The organism is Winogradskyella pacifica (assembly GCF_003386275.1).
GTDB lineage: Bacteria > Bacteroidota > Bacteroidia > Flavobacteriales > Flavobacteriaceae > Winogradskyella > Winogradskyella pacifica.
On record NZ_QREI01000002.1, the window covers coordinates 658,534 to 678,566 of the forward strand.

General features: G+C 33.1%; 19 protein-coding genes. 12 read left to right on the plus strand and 7 right to left on the minus strand.

Annotated elements, in window-relative coordinates; genetic code table 11:
• The first annotated feature begins 47 nt into the window (after window positions 1-47).
• A complete protein-coding gene (locus DFQ09_RS07095; protein ID WP_115808947.1) occupies window positions 48-917 on the plus strand; it encodes a UDP-2,3-diacylglucosamine diphosphatase in 870 nt (289 codons plus the stop codon).
• Here DFQ09_RS07095 and DFQ09_RS07100 read toward each other — a convergent pair.
• A complete protein-coding gene (locus DFQ09_RS07100) occupies window positions 914-3,889 on the minus strand; it encodes an FAD-binding and (Fe-S)-binding domain-containing protein (protein WP_115808948.1) in 2,976 nt (991 codons plus the stop codon). The two genes, DFQ09_RS07095 and DFQ09_RS07100, sit on opposite strands and share 4 nt — an antisense overlap.
• A 142-nt stretch (window positions 3,890-4,031) precedes the next feature.
• Between DFQ09_RS07100 and DFQ09_RS07105 the strand changes: the two genes are divergently transcribed.
• Window positions 4,032-4,517: a hypothetical protein gene (locus tag DFQ09_RS07105; RefSeq protein WP_115808949.1), complete on the plus strand. Its 486-nt coding sequence runs from the start codon at window positions 4,032-4,034 to the stop codon at window positions 4,515-4,517.
• A 66-nt stretch (window positions 4,518-4,583) separates the two neighbouring features.
• Window positions 4,584-6,305, plus strand: a complete 1,722-nt coding sequence (locus DFQ09_RS07110) for an FAD/NAD(P)-binding protein (RefSeq protein WP_115808950.1) — start codon at window positions 4,584-4,586, stop codon at window positions 6,303-6,305.
• On the opposite strand, the gene DFQ09_RS07115 is transcribed toward DFQ09_RS07110, so the two are convergent.
• Window positions 6,298-7,071 carry a TIGR03915 family putative DNA repair protein gene (locus DFQ09_RS07115; protein ID WP_115808951.1) on the minus strand — a complete coding sequence of 258 codons (774 nt, stop codon included), beginning with the start codon at window positions 7,069-7,071 and terminating at the stop codon, window positions 6,298-6,300. The two genes, DFQ09_RS07110 and DFQ09_RS07115, sit on opposite strands and share 8 nt — an antisense overlap.
• Window positions 7,072-8,334, minus strand: coding sequence for a putative DNA modification/repair radical SAM protein (locus DFQ09_RS07120; protein ID WP_092467936.1), 1,263 nt, complete (start codon window positions 8,332-8,334; stop codon window positions 7,072-7,074).
• Window positions 8,335-8,530: 196 nt separating this feature from the next.
• Here DFQ09_RS07120 and DFQ09_RS07125 point away from each other — a divergent pair, with 196 nt between their 5' ends.
• Window positions 8,531-9,130 carry a hypothetical protein gene (locus DFQ09_RS07125; RefSeq protein ID WP_371312038.1) on the plus strand — a complete coding sequence of 200 codons (600 nt, stop codon included), beginning with the start codon at window positions 8,531-8,533 and terminating at the stop codon, window positions 9,128-9,130.
• A gap of 19 nt (window positions 9,131-9,149) precedes the next feature.
• Here the strand turns inward: DFQ09_RS07125 and DFQ09_RS07130 are convergent, their stop codons facing one another.
• From DFQ09_RS07130 to DFQ09_RS07145, 4 genes are all read right to left on the minus strand, one after another.
• Complete coding sequence (locus tag DFQ09_RS07130) at window positions 9,150-9,467, minus strand: type II toxin-antitoxin system RelE/ParE family toxin (RefSeq protein WP_115808953.1); 318 nt, start codon at window positions 9,465-9,467, stop codon at window positions 9,150-9,152.
• Complete coding sequence (locus DFQ09_RS07135; protein WP_115808954.1) at window positions 9,467-9,700, minus strand: hypothetical protein; 234 nt, start codon at window positions 9,698-9,700, stop codon at window positions 9,467-9,469. Before DFQ09_RS07135 ends, DFQ09_RS07130 begins: the two co-directional genes overlap by 1 nt.
• 92 nt (window positions 9,701-9,792) lie before the next feature.
• On the minus strand, window positions 9,793-11,319 hold the full coding sequence (locus DFQ09_RS07140; RefSeq protein ID WP_115808955.1) for a GH3 family domain-containing protein: 1,527 nt from the start codon (window positions 11,317-11,319) through the stop codon (window positions 9,793-9,795).
• Between the two features lie 28 nt (window positions 11,320-11,347).
• Complete coding sequence (locus tag DFQ09_RS07145) at window positions 11,348-11,665, minus strand: four-helix bundle copper-binding protein (protein WP_115808956.1); 318 nt, start codon at window positions 11,663-11,665, stop codon at window positions 11,348-11,350.
• A gap of 187 nt (window positions 11,666-11,852) precedes the next feature.
• Between DFQ09_RS07145 and DFQ09_RS07150 the strand changes: the two genes are divergently transcribed.
• The 8 genes from DFQ09_RS07150 to DFQ09_RS07185 all read left to right on the plus strand — a co-directional run bounded on the left by DFQ09_RS07150 (window position 11,853) and on the right by DFQ09_RS07185 (window position 19,805).
• Window positions 11,853-12,362 (plus strand): DUF421 domain-containing protein, encoded by a 510-nt coding sequence (locus tag DFQ09_RS07150; protein WP_115808957.1) that lies wholly within the window; start codon window positions 11,853-11,855, stop codon window positions 12,360-12,362.
• A gap of 136 nt (window positions 12,363-12,498) precedes the next feature.
• Window positions 12,499-13,581, plus strand: a complete 1,083-nt coding sequence (gene gcvT, locus DFQ09_RS07155; RefSeq protein ID WP_115808958.1) for a glycine cleavage system aminomethyltransferase GcvT — start codon at window positions 12,499-12,501, stop codon at window positions 13,579-13,581.
• Between the two features lie 24 nt (window positions 13,582-13,605).
• Complete coding sequence (locus DFQ09_RS07160; RefSeq protein ID WP_115808959.1) at window positions 13,606-14,445, plus strand: sugar nucleotide-binding protein; 840 nt, start codon at window positions 13,606-13,608, stop codon at window positions 14,443-14,445.
• Window positions 14,446-14,675: 230 nt separating this feature from the next.
• On the plus strand, window positions 14,676-14,963 hold the full coding sequence (locus DFQ09_RS07165; RefSeq protein WP_218844993.1) for a 4a-hydroxytetrahydrobiopterin dehydratase: 288 nt from the start codon (window positions 14,676-14,678) through the stop codon (window positions 14,961-14,963).
• Window positions 14,964-15,344: 381 nt separating this feature from the next.
• Complete coding sequence (locus DFQ09_RS07170; protein WP_115808961.1) at window positions 15,345-16,091, plus strand: YebC/PmpR family DNA-binding transcriptional regulator; 747 nt, start codon at window positions 15,345-15,347, stop codon at window positions 16,089-16,091.
• A 155-nt stretch (window positions 16,092-16,246) separates the two neighbouring features.
• Window positions 16,247-17,452, plus strand: coding sequence for a site-specific tyrosine recombinase/integron integrase (gene xerA / locus DFQ09_RS07175; RefSeq protein WP_115808962.1), 1,206 nt, complete (start codon window positions 16,247-16,249; stop codon window positions 17,450-17,452).
• A gap of 62 nt (window positions 17,453-17,514) precedes the next feature.
• On the plus strand, window positions 17,515-19,167 hold the full coding sequence (locus DFQ09_RS07180; protein ID WP_115808963.1) for an RNA-directed DNA polymerase: 1,653 nt from the start codon (window positions 17,515-17,517) through the stop codon (window positions 19,165-19,167).
• Window positions 19,167-19,805, plus strand: coding sequence for a hypothetical protein (locus tag DFQ09_RS07185; RefSeq protein WP_115808964.1), 639 nt, complete (start codon window positions 19,167-19,169; stop codon window positions 19,803-19,805). The genes DFQ09_RS07180 and DFQ09_RS07185 overlap by 1 nt, the downstream gene beginning before the upstream one ends.
• Window positions 19,806-20,033: the final 228 nt, after the last annotated feature.

A 20,033-nucleotide genomic window follows, 5' to 3' on the forward strand; every position in this document is an offset into this window, starting at 1 on the left:
GAATCTTTAAAATATTAAAGTTCTTTGTAATACAGATTTAAAATATTGTGAAAATAAGACGAAAAATAGAAATAGCGGTCATTTCGGATGTGCATCTTGGCACTTATGGTTGCCATGCTAAGCAGTTATTGACTTATTTGAATAGCATTGAACCCAAAAAATTAATTCTTAATGGAGACATTGTCGATATTTGGCAATTCAAAAAACGCTACTTTCCGAAGTCGCACCTTAGTGTTATAAAAAAAATAATGGATTTTGCTGCCAACGGTACAGAAGTCATTTATATCACTGGTAATCATGACGAAATGTTGCGAAAATTTGCAAATACTGAAATTGGAAATGTTTCTATTGTCAATAAATTAGTTTTAGAATTAGATGGTAAACGTGCTTGGTTTTTCCATGGTGATGTTTTTGATATTTCTATTCAAAATGCTAAATGGTTAGCTAAACTTGGTGGTTGGGGTTATGATTTTCTTATTCTCATCAATCAATTGACCAATTGGTTTTCGGATAAGATGGGTAAAGAACGTTATTCGTTATCTAAGCGTATAAAAAACAGCGTTAAAGGAGCTGTAAAATACATTAATGATTTTGAAGAAGTCGCTACCGATTTAGCGATAGAAAATGGTTATGATTACGTGATTTGCGGTCACATTCATCAACCAAAAATGCTGATTAAAAAAAATAAACATGGCAAAACAACCTATTTGAATTCTGGGGATTGGGTTGAGAACTTCACAGCATTAGAGTATCAATTTAAACGTTGGAAAATCTACAATTACAACGAAGATAAATTATCTGCGTTTTGTGCAGACGAAGATATTAAGGACATGGAACTTAAAGATTTAATTGCGGCGATAACCATTGTAGAACAACCTAAATCTAAGAAAAAGAAAAAAAGCAAAGATAAAAACTAGAGCAATGCTTCTTTCAATATACTAATAGGATGCCTAGCTACGCGCCCTGTGCCGTCTTTAATCTGATGTCTACAACTTGTTCCGTTTGCAGAAATAATAGTTTCTTTGGATGCCTTTCTAACCGAAGGAAATAAGGTTTGCTCCCCAATTGTCATACTGATCTCATAATGTTCCTTTTCGTAACCAAAACTACCAGCCATTCCACAACAACCACTCGGAATAATAGTGACACTGTAATTCTCTGGTAAATTTAAAACATCAAAACTCGATATCTGATTCGATAATGCCTTTTGATGACAATGCCCATGAAACTTTATGATTTTCACTTCTTTTGTAAATTGTTCTGAAGTGATATGTCCTAGTTGAACTTCTTGTTGAATAAATTCTTCGATTAAAAACGTGTGCTCAGCAATAGATTTTGCACCGTCTTTGTCATCTGCTAATCGGATATATTCATCTTTAAAAGTTAAAATTGCAGACGGTTCAATACCTATTAAAGGAGTGGTTTCTGATATTATATTTTTGAATTTTGATACGTTTTCATTGGCTACTTTTTTTGCATCTTCAAGTACCCCTTTTGATAGCATTGAGCGTCCTGATTCTGAATGCGAAATGATAGTCACTTTATAATTTAAACGACTCAACAACTCAATGGCATCGACACCTATTTCGGTATCTAAATGATTTGTAAATTCGTCATTAAATAAAATCACTTCTTTAATATAATTATTTGTAACTATTTTATTTTTAAGGTTTTGAAATTCCTTATGTAAACTTTTACTTGATATCAAAGGTAAGCTGCGTTTTTTTGCAATACCTCCAACAGATTTTATAATTGAACTTGTAAATCCATTAGAAAACATAAAATTGGTCAGCTTCGGAACACGACTTGCGAAACCATTTATTTTATTATTATAAGCGAATAGTTTCGTTCTAAAAGGCACACCATTGACCTTCTGATATTGGTACTGAAATTCGGCTTTTAAACTCGCTACATCGACACTACTCGGACATTCACTTGCGCATGCTTTACAGCTGAGACATAAATCGAAAACATCCTTCAATTCTTTATGATCAAATCGATTTACTTTTTCAGAATTGGTTAAAATTTCTCGAAGTGTATTTGCGCGTCCTCTCGTGGTATCTTTTTCGTTTCTAGTGGCTCTATAACTCGGACACATGGTGCCACCAAATTCGGGTAATTTTCTACAATCACCAGAACCATTACATTTTTCAGCTTCACGTAAAATACCTTCAGACGCAGAAAAATCAAGTAAGGTTTCAATTTGAGGTTCTTCTCTGTCAACTTCATATCTAAAACTTTTATCCATAGGATAAGCGTCAACAATCTTTCCGGGATTAAAAATATTTTGAGGATCAAAAGCCGACTTAATCCGTTTTAGAATTTGATAATTCGCTTCGCCAATCATCATAGGAATAAATTCTGCACGCACAATACCATCACCATGTTCACCGGACATTGAGCCGTTGTATTTCTTTACTAGTTGTGCAACATCAGTGGTGATTTTCCTGAATAAAACCACATCTTCAGATTGCTTTAAATCTAATATTGGACGCAAATGCAACTCCCCTGCTCCAGCATGTGCATAATAGACCGCATTTTGTTTATACGATGTCATTAATGCAGTGAACTCTGAAATATAAGCATCTAAATCTTCCAAAGCTACAGCGGTATCTTCAATACAAGCTACTGCTTTTTTATCGCCAATTATATTTCCTAATAAACCTAAACCTGCTTTTCGCAATTCCACTGCTTTATCAATAGCTTCAGCTCTTAAAATCGGAGCTGCATATGATAAATTGAGTGTATTTACAGCAGTAATGAATCTATCAATAGCGAGTTCTAATTGCTCTGGAGTTTCTGCTTTTAATTCACACATTAAAATAGCAGCAGGATTCCCTTCTATAAACTGTCTATTATCTTGTTGCGTTTTATTATGTTTTGTGAGGTTTAAAATGGTATCATCCATCATTTCACAGGTATGCAGATTGTGCTGCATCACGATTTCAACGGATTTTAAACATTTGGCAACACTTTCAAAATGCAAAGCGATAATCGCACTTTCACTGGGTGGTAGTTTATCTAACTGTAAGGTAATTTCTGTTGTAAATGCTAAGGTGCCTTCGCTTCCTGCTAAAAGCTGACACATATTAAAATTGGCACTTCGACTACGCTCAGCGACCAAGTTTTCACTTGTGTTAGCATCAATATCCAAAGTGAAAAAAACATCAGATTTAATTAATTCATCAATCGCATAACCTGTGTTTCTTCTGTGTATTTCAGGTTTTGGAAAATGATCTTGAATTTGTTTCTGAATCGACTCAGGTTTTAATTCCTTATAAATAGTGTTATAAATAGAGCCTTCAAGCGAATTTAGTTTTAATTTTTGTTGAAATTCATCTGGATTTATACTTGAAAATTCAGCCTCACTGCCATCGCTTAAAATGGTTTTCATCTTTAAAACCTTATCACGAGTTACTCCATATTGAATAGATGTGGTTCCAGATGAGTTGTTTCCAACCATACCACCTATCATGCAACGGTTAGACGTAGACGTGTTTGGTCCAAAAAATAAACCAAAAGGTTTTAAATAATTATTCAGTTCATCACGTACCACTCCTGGTTGAACAGTTACCGTTTTATCAGATTCATTTATATCTAAAATTCGTGTAAAATATTTAGAAACATCTACCACAATCCCTTCACCTACGCATTGTCCGGCTAAAGATGTTCCCGCAGTTCTTGGAATTAAGGACGTATGGTGTGTTTTTGCAAAATCAATCAATAATTTAATATCATTATTGTTCTTTGGCAACGCCACTGCTAAAGGTAATTTTCTATAAACTGATGCGTCCGTAGCATATAGTTTTCGCATTAAGTCATCACTGTGCAAATCACCTTCTAATGTTGTCCTTAAGGCTTTTAATTCCTTAACTATTTCGTTTTGCATAAGGGTTAATAATCTATTGTAATGAGTTATAATTTTATCTTAAAAACGAAGCAAATCATCCAATTAAGTTCTAATTTTGACGTTATAGAAAATTAGCACGTAATTAATTGCTAAAACTAAGAATTTAAAACTCAATATTATTATGAAGAAATTATTTTTATTAGGTGTATTCGCCATAGGATTTGTAAGTTTATCTAACGCACAAGACATTGCAGAAAATGCAATTGGACTACGATTAGGTGATAGCGATGGTTTTGGAACAGAGGTTTCATATCAACGTGCGCTTGGTGGCAACAACAGATTAGAAGTAGATTTAGGTTGGAGAAGTGGAAATAATTATGATGGATTTAAATTAGCAGGTATTTACCAATGGGTTTGGAACATAGAAGGTGGATTTAATTGGTACGCAGGTGCCGGTGGTGGACTTGGTTCTTATAGTTTTGATAACTATAATAATGAAAAAGATTATAACGATACTTTTGCTTTCATCGCTGGTGATGTTGGTATCGAATACAGTTTTGATTTTCCTTTATTATTATCTTTAGACTTTAGACCTGAAATTGGTTTTGGAGATGTCAACGATGATTTAGATTTTGACATTGCATTAGGTGTAAGATACCAATTCTAAAATTTTTAAAATTATATATCTAAAACCACCTTTAACGAGGTGGTTTTTTTATTCGTTTAATTTGATATGAAACAACTCGCAATCATAGGCATGGGACCACGCGGCTTATACGCTTTAGAAAACCTTCTCATTGAATTGAGTAAAGCGGATGCACAAATTGGCATTCATGTTTTTGATGCGACTAGCAGTCCTGGCACCGGAAATGTTTGGGATAAATCGCAACCCGATTCCAATTGGATTAATATAACAGAACGTGCATTAATAGGAATAGAAAAGCGACCTCAAATAGACTACAGTAATGTTATCATTGATGAATTCCCGTCTTATCATGAGTGGTGTCAATTCTCTCAAAATAGTAATGAACCTGATACGTTTCCGGCGCGAAATAAACTCGGAAATTATCTTAATGCCCGTTATAAATCCATTGAAAATATCCTAGAGGAATTAGATACTTTTAAATTTATTAAAGCGGAAGTTAGAAACATCAATTTAAAAAATAAAAAACTCGAAATTTCAACTAAAGACAATGCTAGACACTATGATGATTTACTGCTAACCATCGGTCACCAACCCACAACACTTTCTGACCAATTACAAAAATGGCAATCGCATGTGGTTTCGCATAATTCTTTAACGCTTTTTGAAAACACTTACCCGATTACACAATTAAAGCCTCTAAAAAACAACACAAATATTAATATTGGCATTAGAGGTTTTGGTTTGGCTATGATTGACGTAATGCGTTATCTTACCATTAATGATTTTGGGAATTTTAAAGTGATAAATAATGACACTTTTGAAACCATTTACTATAAAACAACAGCACAAGAGCTAAAGTTAATTCCGTTTTCATTAGACGGCTTACCATTAGTTCCGAAGCCTTTAAACGAAAGGATTGATTCGTGGTACCAACCTACGAAAGAAGAATTAGATAGTTTTAAATCTGAAATCGAAGCCGTTTCACACCAAACCATTGAAACAGATACCATAGATTTTTTAACGCATCCTATTGCTGAAATTACATCGCGTGTCTATTTAGACTTAAAATCGAACGGTATTTCGCATGATTTAAGTTCTTCTGAATTAGAGGTTATAATCTTAAATTGGTTAAATGATAACCATTATAACCATCCATTAATTCAAGATTCTAATAGTTCAACGTATCAACTGATTCAGAATTATATTGAAATGGCTTTAGGTACCATTCCTGTTTCTCTCGATTATTGCATCGGGCAAGTTTGGCGTCATTGTCAGCCAACTTTATACGAAGCTTTTTCGCATGCTAAAGTAGATAATGACGTTATTGAAAAAGTGATTGCCTTAGACGAACGTAGTAAACGTTATTCTTACGGACCACCAATAGAAAGTATGCAACAAGTTTTAGCATTGGTTGATGCTGATATATTGACACTAGACTTTGTCACTGATCCTGATATAGAGTTGACAGCTGAAGGTTGGGCTTTAAAAAATTCTAATAATAAAACCATCACCTGTTCTGTAATGATTAATAGTGTTTTGGACGCTCCAAAATTACTTGAAGTCAACACTCCTTTAATTAAAGATTTACTTCAAAATGATTTGATACAACCTATTCATTCAAAATTAGGCATCGAAACAACTGCTGATGGATATGTCATTACACCAAAAGATAAAGACGATGTGCCTATTGCCGTTTTAGGTCGTTTAGCTAAAGGCAGCGTGATTGGTGTGGATGCTATTTTAGAATGTTTTGGACCACGTATTGAGGATTGGGCGAAAGCTTACGTGAAGCGACTAAACGCTAATTAGGTTGCTTTTCACTTAAATACTTCCAATACCGTTTTGGGACATGTCTAATATGAAGTTTCATGTTTTTTCGAGATGCTATATTTGTGGCTTTAAAGTAATCTTGCCATAGTTTTTGAAACTCAAATTCTTGAGTCGCAAAAAACGCATCATCGGTTTTAGTAAAGTTGAAATTCTCAGGAAAATCCATATTTATAAGTTCAACTTTTTCCAAATCGTAGAATAGTCCATAACCACGTTTTATATCATAAATCACCCATTTTTGATCGGCATAACGTCTCTTAAAATGCTTTTCAATTAAAGGCAGCACATTAAAATCGGGTTCTATACTAGCGAAATAGATGTCATCTTTAGTTAACCGAAAACGCACAAAAGCTTCCATACGATGCTTTTCTCGTCCTACAGATTTTGCTATTTGTGCAATTTTTAAAATGGAAGGATGTGAATAATCTTTATCCACTTTCTTTTGTTGCGAAAACGCATACTGTATATAATCTAAAAGTAAGTCCTCTACTCCTACCTCTTCACTTAAAAAAGCATAATACAATTGGTAACTTCCGTGAGAAGATAATTTCGATTTGATGCCTTTCCATACACGATTCGCCTTAACTTCATCGGTAGGAATTGATTCATTCTCTGAAAACAAACCTTGCTGTACGGTAAACTCATTTTGAATGGTTACTGTTTTTAATTTGTGCTCAAACACATAAAAAATTGTGGTAAGAAAACCATCAAAAGTGCCGTCGTATATGAGATTTTTGGCTTGCATCTATCCGAATAAGCTTAATTGATTACTCAACATTTTCTGATACTTACTCGTTGAATTCTGAAGGATTAAGCCTTTAATTTTTTCTGAAGTTAAATCCCGTTTTTCAAACTGATTGCTATCACACACCATAAAGTATTGTGCTCTATTTAACGCGACTCCTATTTTTTTAAGATGTTCCCAATTCAATTTTCTAAAGCGTCTAGCATTTATAATTTTAAACACCGATTTCATTCCTAATCCAGGAATTCTGGCTAACATACGCTGGTCCGCTGTGTTCACATCAACAGGAAATTCATGAAGGTTTCGTAACGCCCAACTCAATTTGGGATCTACATCTAAATCTAAATTTTGATGTTGTTCGTTTAAAATTTCACTGACATCAAAACCGTAAAAACGCATGAGCCAATCAGTTTGATACAATCTATTTTCACGAAGCATAGGTACAGCACTGCCAATTTGTGGTAAACGATCATCATAACTAATAGGTACATAACCCGAATAATACACGCGTTTTAAATTATAGCTTTTGTAAAAGTGATTTGAGGTTTGCATAATCTGAAAATCATTCTCACCACTCGCTCCAATAATCATTTGTGTGCTCTGACCAGCAGGCGCAAATTTTGGAGTGCTTTTAATGATTTTCTTTTCGGCATTATATTGAATAATTTCATTTTTCACCTTCACCATCGGCTTTATAAAATCTTCACGCTTTTTATCTGGTGCTAATTTTTTAAGTCCGGCTTCAGTCGGGATTTCAATATTCACACTTAACCGATCTGCGTAGAGTCCGGCTTCACGCATCAATTCATCCGACGCTCCAGGAATAGATTTTAGATGAATATAGCCGTTAAAATTTTCTTCCAATCGTAATTTCTTCGCGACAGCAACCAAACGTTCCATGGTATAATCGGCACTTTTAAAAATACCAGAACTTAGAAAAAGCCCTTCAATATAATTTCTGCGGTAAAAATTAATGGTTAAATCTACCACTTCTTGCACTTTAAAAGCCGCACGTTTTACATCATTACTTTTTCGGGTAACGCAATAGGCACAATCAAAAATGCAATGGTTAGTTAATAGAATTTTTAATAAAGATACACAGCGCCCATCTTCCGTATAGGAATGACAAATTCCCATGCCTGTAGCATCTCCTAATCCTTTATTGGTGTTAGCGCGTTTACTTCCACTAGACGAACACGATACGTCATACTTTGCAGCATCTGCTAGTATTTTTAATTTTTCTTGGGTACGTTGAAAAGACAAATATTTTCCTCCTAAATCTTAAGTTAAAATCTTAGCTGTAAAAATACTACATATAGTAGCTTGTAATTGCTTCCGTTTGTAGTAATTTAAAAATTAATGCTTATTTCAAGATGTTAGTTATTAGGAATTCAAATGGGTTAATATTTTGATGATATCATATAAACGACGTCAGTTTTAAGCCTTAATTTTCTAGCATATGAAACATTTCATAATCATCATTATTTTAAGCCTAAACCACACTATGAGTGCACAGCACAAGATACCCGCCGATATAAAAACGAACGTAACTAAAGCTTTAGCGTATTATCCGCAGTTGAAGGACACCAAAATAGAATTTCGGTTTAAGAAAAATATTAAGAAATCGACTATGCAGGCTAGACCTACATTTGGCAGTTTCTTTAAGAGTAGGAAAAATCGAAATTACGTGATTCTTATTAGTGAAAAATTTAAAATTGCAGATAAGGAATTTTTAACACGTCATATTCCAGATGCTATTTTTATTGGGTGGATTGGTCATGAATTAGGTCATATTATGGATTATCAAAATCGAAGCAAGCTCAACCTTATTTGGTTTGGACTAAAGTATTTGTTTTCGCAGAATCATATTGTTGAAGCCGAACGTGCCGCAGATTCATTTGCTGTTGCACATGGTATGGAAGATTACATTTTAAAAACCAAAGATTTTATTCTGAATAATGCGGATATCACCCAATCGTATAAAGATCGGATTAAGAAGTATTATTTATCGCCTGAAGAGATTATGGAATTGGTAGAACATCGTGATGGTTTGGAGTGAAAAGTATTGGATGTAAGTTTTATTTTGATCGTTGAATTTTTGGTGGATTTTGACGTGTATCAAAAACGTCAGCTATTTTAATAAGTCCGTTTTCTAAATCCAACGAATAAATCACTTTGTAGTTTTTATATATTAAATAGCGATAAAGAATTTTTCTATATTTTAGCAACGCTTCTTCTTGTCCTATTTGTGTTGCATGGATCAACTTATTTGTTTCGTTGATTATACCTTTTAGATGTTTTTTAGCAATATTAGAACCTGCTTTATTTTCATAAAACTTATAAATTTCATCAAGCTGAATTTCAGCAAATTCAGACCAAATAAATTTAAAAGCCATTACTCATATTTAGCTAAAAGCTCAGGACTGGTTTTAAATCGATTGTTTATGAAATCAGATTCAGACTTATCAATTCTGTTATCCAATTCATCTTGAGTCATCGGCTCAATGTTTCGCTCTTTATCTGACTGTTTTTCTTTTCTTAAAATTTTTTCAAGACGTGAAACAGCCTCTTCACTTTGAAGTTTTAAAAATTCCTGTACAAATTCTATTTTTCGAGCTTCTAAATTCATTTTAATCAGCTTTTTATCAAAGATACAAAATTACCAATTTAAAATTTTATTTTCTTACGTAAATGAATAATAGCGTGTGCTTAGCTAAACACTTAAGATTCAGTCACAAAAGCTTCCCAATCCTTAAATTTTTCGTCACCCATAACACGTTCCATTTTTACTTGGCCACCTTTCTTTTTGTTTCTTTCGTTCCAGTCATAAAAACGATTTGGTGAAATTACTTTTACTTTTACACCTTTAAGCGCCTTACTTCTAGCCACTTTATAATTTTTATTAGCTGTTTTTAAGCTTTTGTCTAAGGCCTTTGCGATAGTAGAATTATCAACACCTTCTACGTCTGAACCTAAATACCAATAGTGATAGAACTCATCATCGTCTCCACGTTTAGCGCAAATAGTGTACTCAGGAATTGTAGTATCGAATTGCTCTTCTAATTCGCGCATGGCTGCATCCATTTTATTCACGGATAATTGCGAACCTACGGTATTTAAAAAGAATTTTGTACGTCCTGTAATTTTAATTTCAGCACGTTCAATGTTAGTGAATTCAATGGTATCACCAATAAGATATCTCCACGCTCCACTAACGGTACTAATAATTAATACGTAATCTTGATTCAACTCCACTTGATCTAAAGTTAAAGCTGGTGCTTCATCTGTTAACGAACCATCTTCGTTGATATAATCGGGTTTAAAGGGTACAAATTCAAAATAAATGCCATTATCGGTATTCAATTGCATAGCATCGGTTTCAGGTCGTACTTGGGTTGCGATGTAACCTTCGGACGCTAAATAGGTATCGATAACTGTGATTGGCTTTCCTAATAAAGCGTTAAAACTTTTCTCATACGGACCAAAAGCAACTCCTCCAGAGGTGTAGACTTGCAGGTTGGGCCAAATTTCATGAATGTTATTGAGATTGTGATAGTCTATCACTTTTTGAAGCATCAACTCTATCCACGATGGAATACCACTTAACGCGCCAATATCCCAATCTTTAGCACGTTCTGCAATACGCTGCACACGTTCGTCCCAATCTTCAATTTGCGATATTTCTTCACCTGGTTTGTAATAACCTCTAAACCATGCCGGAATATTACTCGCACTAATACCACTAATTTCACCTTCGAGGTGATCGTTATTTTCTTCCAAATCAGTAGAGCTACCGAGCATCATAATTTCCTTTTCGAAAAAATCCGCAGGTAAATCAAAATTCTTTAAGGCAAACACTTGTTTGATTCCAGCATTTCTTATGGCATCAATCATGTCATCTGTTACCGGAATGCGTTTACTTGTTTTCCCTGTGGTACCAGAACTCAACGCAAAATAAGATGGCTTTCCTGGCCATGTGACGTTACTTTCTCCTTCGTGATATTTGTGCCACCACTTTTCGTTTATTTTATTGTAATCAAAATACGGCACATGCTTAGAGAAGCTATGATGCAAATTTGCTGCTTCAAGTATGGTTTCAAAATCATAAAACTTTCCGAATTGGGTACTCTTGGCTGATTCGAGTAGTTCCTTAAGTACTTGTTCTTGAGCTTCTTCATGAATAACTTCAGACATAAACGTATCCTTCAATTCAATCACTCCTTTTATAATGTTTCCTAATATGGCCATTTTGTAATTTTAATTTTTGATTCTATGATTATGCTGCTATTTTTCTACAAGCTTCAGCACATGCTCTACACGATTTAGCACATTCTTTACAGTGTTCGTGTTTGTGTTCTTCACAATGATCTGCACAGTACTCGCAAATTTCGGCACATAATAAAGCATATTGCTTAACGTACGCACTATCTGAGGTCATCATTTTAAGTAAAGCATCACAAGCATCTGCACATTCTATGCAACATTTTGGGCAATCGTTCATGCTTTCTTTTCCTGCCATTTCGGTTAGGCAAATTCTACAATCCACTATACATTTCTGACAGGCTTCAATCGTATTTCTATAGGTCGCTTTCATAATTGTTGTATTTAGAATTAATTTCTACTAATATCCAATTTTGGCTTCAAAGTGACTACTGCGATTCCTAAAAGAATTAACCCATTTGGTAAAAATGCAATTAGAGTAATCTAATAATTGTTTGAGTTAAAATATTGTTATAATTCATAGCATCTTGAAGATTATATAATTTTAAAATATTAAGGATATGAATGACTGGTTTAAATTTTCTTCAAACGGACTTTTTGCGATAGTATTAACCGCTATTGGTATTTACATCGCATTAGTGATTTTAACACGGATTAGTGGCAAACGCAGTTTTTCTAAGATGTCTAGTTTCGATTTTGCCATGACGGTTTCAATTGGTTCCATATTAGCAACGGTTATTGTTTCAAAATCTGTTTCGCTTCAATATGGTATTATTGGTTTAGTGCTTATCTACAGTTTACAGATGATAGTTGCAGCGGCAAGACGTTGGGAACCCATAAGAAATTTAGTCGACAACAAACCTACCTTATTAATGAAAAATGGTGAACTACTTAAAGATAATTTAACGAAATGTAAAGTGACTGAATCTGATGTAAAGGCCAAATTACGTGAAGCGAATGTAATTCAACTATCAGAAGTTAAGGCTGTTGTTTTTGAATCTACAGGTGATATTTCGGTATTACACGGTGCTGATGATAAAGCTATTGACGATTGGATTATGGATTTTTAAAATTCAGGATATAATTTAGGCCTTAAATATTGAGACTGATTTCTTTAAAAGATTGGCAATTTCCTTAGTATCAAATTATGAAATTCTTCGTAAAAATTATGTAGTTTTGCACATCTAAAAATTAAAACAATTCACGATGAAAGATACTGCTTTATCCTCTACTCACGAAGCACTTGGTGCTAAAATGGTTCCTTTTGCTGGCTATAATATGCCGGTTCAATACGAAGGTGTAAACATAGAACACGAAACAGTTAGGACTTCGGTTGGAGTTTTTGATGTCTCTCATATGGGTGAGTTTTTAATTGAAGGTCCACATGCTTTAGAATTGATTCAAAAAGTATCGAGTAACGATGCTTCTAAATTAGAAATAGGAAAAGCACAATACAGCTGTTTACCAAATGATGATGGTGGCGTTGTAGATGATTTAATCATTTACAAATTAAAAGAAGAAACGTATTTATTAGTTGTTAATGCGAGTAATATTGAAAAGGATTGGAACTGGATATCGTCTAAAAATGATGTTGGTGCTGAGATGCGCGATTTAAGCGAAGATTATTCGTTATTAGCCATTCAAGGGCCAAAGGCTGTTGAAGCGATGCAATCTATAACGAGTCATGATTTATCTGCCATAAAATTCTACAATTTTGTAGTTGGTGATTTTGCAGGTGTTGAAAATGTGATCATTTCGGCTACAGGTTATACTGGCAGTGGCGGATTTGAGATTTACTGTAAAAACACCGAAGTAAAACAAGTTTGGGACAACGTTTTTGAAGCAGGAGCTGATTTTGGAATTAAGCCCATAGGTTTAGCAGCAAGAGATACGTTACGTTTAGAAATGGGTTACTGTTTATATGGTAATGATATTGACGATACCACCTCGCCAATTGAAGCTGGTTTAGGTTGGGTTTGTAAATTCAACAAAGACTTTACTAATAGCGAAGCTTTAAAAGCCGAAAAAGAACATACCCCGGAAAATAAATTAGTCGCCTTTAAATTAGATGAACGTGGTATTCCGCGTCATGGTTATGATATTGTAGATAGCAGCGGAAAAACGATTGGTAATGTTACTTCTGGTACTATGAGTCCTAGTTTAGGGATTGGTATTGGTATGGGTTATGTACCGACAGTATTTTCTAAAGTAGATAGTAAAATATTTATTCAGGTGCGTAAAAAAGCCATTCCAGCTACTGTTGTAAAAGCCCCTTTTTATAAAGGCTAAATTTCTAAGCGTGTAGATTGATTAATGACGAAGAAACATTTAGATCCTCAAAAGCATCGCATTTTAATACTTGGAGTTAGCGGTTACATTGGTAATGCCATTTATAAGGAGTTAGGACCTTATTTTAAGACCTTCGGAACGTATAGAACACCGACAAAAGCGTTTGAAGCAAATAAACAATTCTTTCATTATAATTTGGAAGAAGACGATGTTTATGAGGTTTTAGAGGCAACTAAACCTACCATTATTATTTCTGCGCTTCGTGGAAATTTTAATGCGCAGACCATTGCACACCAACACATTGCTGAATACGCCCTAAGCTCTGGTTCTAAAATTATTTTTCTATCCTCTGCAAATGTATTTGACGCTTACAGTAAATTCCCGAGTTATGAATTAGATAAAACACTAAGTCATAGCATTTATGGGCATTTTAAAATAAAAATTGAAAATTTAATCTTACGTCTTCCTGAAAAACAAGTTGCTGTTATTAGGATTCCTATGATATTTGGAGCGACTTCACCAAGAATAGAGGAATTAAGACAAGTGATTTTAGAAAATGAATCTGTTGAAGTATTTCCGAATTTAATTATGAATGTGATGCTCGATAAAAAGCTAACACAACAAATTCATTATATCATTAACAGAAATAAATATGGCGTTTTTCATTTAGGAAGTACAGATTTAGTGCATCATGATGAATACACCAAAGACATTATTGGTACTCTAACAGACAAAAAAGTAGTCTTAAAGCAGGTTTATACTACAAATGAAGATCGGTATTTAGCCGTGCTTCCGAAGTTTAATAAATTGCCTAAACATCTTCAGATTACGAGTCAGGAAATATTAGAGGAACTTGGGAAGTGAGTGGTTAGTGTTCAGTGGTCAGTATTGAGTGGTCAGTGTGAAGTGTTCAGTGTAAAGTGTGAAGTGTGAAGTGTAAAGTGTGAAGTGTGAAGTGTGAAGTGTGAAGTGTGAAGTGTGAAGTGTGAAGTGTGAAGTGTGAAGTGTGAAGTGTGAAAAGTTAAAATAATCTCATTAAAATTACTTGAAACGGTTTATCAATTTATTACATTTAAACTTATAAAATCGATATTATGAAATTAGATGAAACTACCATAGAAAAGAAGTTATTGCATTTACCAGATTGGGATTATTACGACAATGCGATTCATGCAGAGTTTGAGTTCGACAATTTTAAAGATTGTTTTAGTGCAATGAGCCGAATTGCTTTTGAGTGTGAAGCACAAAATCACCATCCTAACTGGTCTAATACATATAATGTTTTAAAAATCACTTTATCCACGCATGATGAAGATGGCGTTACGCTTAAAGATTTTAAATTAGCAGAAGCGATTGAGGCTATTGTAGAGGTTGAGGAATAGTTGTTGATGGTTGATGGTTGATGGTTGATGGTTGATGGTTGATGGTTGATGGTTGATGGTTGATGGTTGATGGTTGATGGTTGAATTTAAAAATTTTACAGTGGTTAAATACCTTTGATCTAACTTTATTATATAAAATGAAGTTTTTAATAGACATTATTCTAATTAGGCGTCATATGTCATGTTTTAGACCGTTTTAATCATGAATCTTATATTTTTTTACATTTAGCTTCATTCCTATTCGAACAATTTCAATAATTTCTTAGATTTGCTATGATAAAAATTTCACTACTTATAATTACAGTGTTATTTTATTAATTCGACATTAAAACATAATTGTTAACAGTTTTCTGCTTTACAGGAACTAAAAATATATTTAAGATGGGAAGAGCTTTTGAGTTTAGAAAAGCAAGGAAAATGAAACGTTGGTCTGCCATGAGCAAAGCCTTTACACGTATTGGTAAAGATATTGTAATGGCCGTAAAAGAAGGTGGTTCAGATCCTGATAGTAATTCGCGTTTAAGAGCTGTTATACAAAATGCCAAGGCTGTAAATATGCCTAAAGACAATGTAGAACGTGCCATAAAGCGAGCTTCAGACAAGAGTTTAGGTGATTTTAAAGAAGTTCTTTTTGAAGGTTATGCGCAACACGGTATTGCTGTTCTTATAGAAACTGCCACAGATAACAACACGCGTACGGTGGCTAATGTGCGTTCTTATTTTAATAAAACGGATGGGAGTTTAGGGACTTCTGGATCTGTCGTTTTTATGTTTGATCATACCTGTAATTTTAAAATTAAAGGAGATGATTTAGAATTAGAAGAGTTAGAATTAGAGTTGATTGATTCTGGGGTTGACGAAATTTTTGAAGACACGGATGAAGATGAAAACGGTGTTGAACATACTAGTGTTATGGTCTATGCGCCATTTGAGAGTTTTGGTAAAATTCAGGCTTACTTAGAGGAAAACAATATTGAAATTATTTCCTCTGGTTTTGAACGTATTCCACAAGTCACAAAAAAGATAACAGCAGAACAAGCGGAAGATGTTGAAAAGCTTTTAGAAAAGTTGGAAGAAGATGATGACGTTCAGAATGTGTATCATACTATGGAAGAAAGTGCTGAGTAACAATTTTTGATTATAACAATAACGAGAGGGCTTCTGCCCTCTTTTTTTTGTTTAACATATAGCTACAATTTGTAGCTTCTTTGTTTATAACCCAAATAAATCATGATTTTAGCGTAATTTACATCTTCACAACAACACCGTAAACGACTAATATCATGAAGATTACATTATCTAAATTGCATCATAATAATGACAATCAAATAGCCATTGGTTTTGATGATAAAGAAATAACAAAAGCAATTATTAAGGCGGTTGAAGGAGTTGCGTGGTCACAGACTCACAAGACGTATTATGTTCTATATTCGAAAAATACCATACATACGTTATTCAATTATTTTAGAAGCAAAAGCTATTTTGTTGATTACAGTCAGTTTAAAAAACCTATTCGAAATACGTATCAACCTTTAATAAAAATTAAACCAAGTCTGAACATGATAGAAATGTTTAAGGCTCTTCCGCCAACGTATAAAGAGTTATTAAAGGATTATGCTGGTTTTCTTAAAGGCAAGCGGCTAAGTGAAAGTACGGTTCGTTCTTACGGCTATTTTGTATTACGGTTAATGAATTTCTATAAGCCAAAAGATATACAAGACATTAAGAAAAAGGATATCGATTATTTTTTTGAAATTGTATTGGCAGGTGAGAATTTTAGTATTAGTAGTCATAGGCAATGTGTTAGTGCTTTAAAATATTTTATTGATTATTGTAATTTGCCTTCAATGGAACCCGATGACTTAAAACGTCCAAAAAAGAGTAAAAAACTGCCAATAGTGTTATCTAAGGAGGAAATTCTTGATCTTATTCAAGTGACTAAAAATCTAAAGCATAGAGCTATTATTGGACTTTTATATTCTTGTGGCTTAAGAATTGGAGAATTATTAGATTTAAAAATCAGTTCTTTGGATTTTGACAGGAATTTATTGCGAGTAAATCAAGGTAAAGGCCGAAAAGACCGCAGTGTTGTAATGAGCGAAGTTTTAAAACCTTTAATATTTAATTATTTAAACACCTACAAGCCAAATATTTTTATCATTGAAGGGCGTGACGGAGGGCCATACTCTGCAACTAGCGTACGTCAGTTTTTAAAGAAAAGTTGTAGTTCCGCTGGTATTAAAAAGCAAGTGACACCACATGTATTACGCCATAGTTATGCTACGCATTTAATGGAAAACGGAGTAGATTTACGTCATATACAACTGTTATTAGGTCATGCTAAGCCAGAGACGACTATGATTTACACACACGTTGCTCATAAAGATTTAATGCAAATTAGTAGTCCTTTAGATACTATAATTCAGTCAATAACAAAATCCCATAAAAACAATACAGAAGTTTTGTTATCCCGAAATTATAATATATAAACTGTTATATTTGTTTTTATATAACACGTTGCCCACAATTTAAAAGAACAATTGAACAAAAAATGAAAAAAAGTACATATGAAAATTGTTTTAGTGAATCTTCATTAAAATTATCGTGGGAAAGGGTTATTTCAAGTGTCGGTGCTGATGCAAAAGACTACTTTGGAATTGGTGTTTTCAATAATAACACTGATAGAATGTTATCCTCATTAAGCCAACTTCTATTATCGGATAAATATCAACCGAAAAGACCTTTTAAATATTTCGAACCGAAGAAAAGTGGAACTCAAAGAACAAAAACTGTTTTAAATATCGAAGATGCTCTTGTTTATCAAGCAATTTCAAACCACATTGCAGAATTAGAATATTCAAGTTTAGCAGAGACTAATAATTGTGTATTTGGTAGTGTACTAAATGAAAATGTATCAAAAGGTGTTAACCTATTGGATGAGGAACCTGATAATTTCTATTTTTTTGAATTTTATGTAGAACCTTATAATAGATTTATTAATAGCATAAATGAAACAGTAGAAACAGGTAAAGTAACTCATATTCTAGAAACAGATATAACTGGGTTTTTTGATACAATTCCCCATTCAACAATTTTACTAGAATTAAAAAACAGAAATATTGATGAAAAAATATTAGAGATTTTTTCTAAATGTTTAAATATTTGGTCTGGAACTAGAGACTCAGCAACTTTTGGAGTTGGTATTCCTCAAGGACCTGCAGGTTCTTTTCTAATAGCTAATATCGTATTAGATAGCTTAGATAGACTTGCAATTAAAAATGGGCTTCACTATTATCGTTTTATGGATGATATTCGTATTTATGGTAAATCAAGAAAAGAATTAATTCAATGCTTAGTTGCAATTGACCGTCATCTAAAATCCAAATCATTATGCTTAAATTCAGAAAAAACATTAATTGAACCAATTGACGAACACAATTCAGGAAAAGAAAAGTTTTTAGATGATTATGGTATTAGTATAGAAAATGAAGAAAAAGCAGAAATTAGTCAAGAAATATTAGAACAAAATAGCACTCAATTTGGAGAAAAAGATAATGAATTTGGAGAAATAAATCCTGCAGAATATATTCCTCTTTATATAAATGCATTGGAAGATTTTGAGGAAAAACTTAAACAATTCTATAGTAAGAATGTAAAGAAAGATTTTTGGTTGATTGAAACATCCGAAATGAGGGAGTTTTTGACTTTTTCCCAAAAATGGAGAATTATAGTTAAAATACTACTAGACGAAATAGAATACAAACCAAATGAGTCAATGATTGATATTTGGCTTTTTGGAATTAGAGCTTTCAATTGGAAAACCAATAATTTCGTTTGGAATTTACAGTTGTATGAGAACTTATCGCATAATTACGATGATATTTTTATAGTCTTTAATGAATTTGACGACTATGAATGGATACAATATCAAATTTTATCAATTTTTAAAGAAGCATCATATTTAAACCTAGATGAACAGCAACGCTTATTACAATCCATACCAAAAACTGATAGTCCACTTGTTAGATTAGGTTATTTTAAAATTTTATTAGAAACTATTAAAACAAATACTAGATTTTTCCAATCAGTTGCGGAATTGATAAAAGAAGAGAAAAATGTTTATGTAAAAAACTCAATTCTCAATTCAATAAATAGAAGCCAATTGAAAATACCAATTGATACTTTAAAAAACTGGTTCCTATAATGAGTTATCTTAAAGAACTTGAGGAATTATCTCAAATGAATATGGCTAATGAAGATTATAATTATGCTCAACGTATGATTATGGTAGAAATGATTCAAGAAAAAATTATTGAAGAAAAATCTTCAGATGATTATTTCATTCGTTTTTTCGAAGACGTCATAAAAAAGGAAATAGATTTTGATTTCAAATCCGTATTATCACAAGGTGTATATAAATCAGCTAGTGAAGAAGCAGAAGCCTGTATCAATGTATTCCCACGACTTTCTGAAATGAAAAGCAATCGCTCTGTACTTTCTTGGTTAGTTACTGCATTAAAATATACAGACCAACTAGTTTTACATTATATTCAAAACGTTTTAAATATAAACCCAATTAAACACAACGACCACGGAGTTGAACGTTCAATGTACATACAAATTAATACAAGTGAATATTCTGCTCACGTAGCAGGTAGTTTATTAAATAATTTATATGAACAAAGAAATAAGCTAGAACATAGATATATAAAAGACCCGAAAAATGAGGATAAGAAAATCCTTCTAAACCCTGATTTTGGAAAAGCTAGAAAAAAAATACAAAGTAGCTTCCCAAAAGCTTTACTATCATTTAAGAAAGCATATAAAGAACATTACGAATAAAAAACTGTGGGCAACACCGTATATAATTCATTGCTAGCTTATTGTCTACTTACGAAAGTCCTCGCGGACTTTCTTGGTTGGTAATTATTTACTAAATTAGTTGCTTAAAACACGCAACAAACCATATACAAACACGTTGGCATTCATTGAGCAGAACCGTTAGAAATGACAATTATTAGTAATTTAAAACAAAACGTTTGACTTTTAGCTCGTTTACGGAATCGGAAA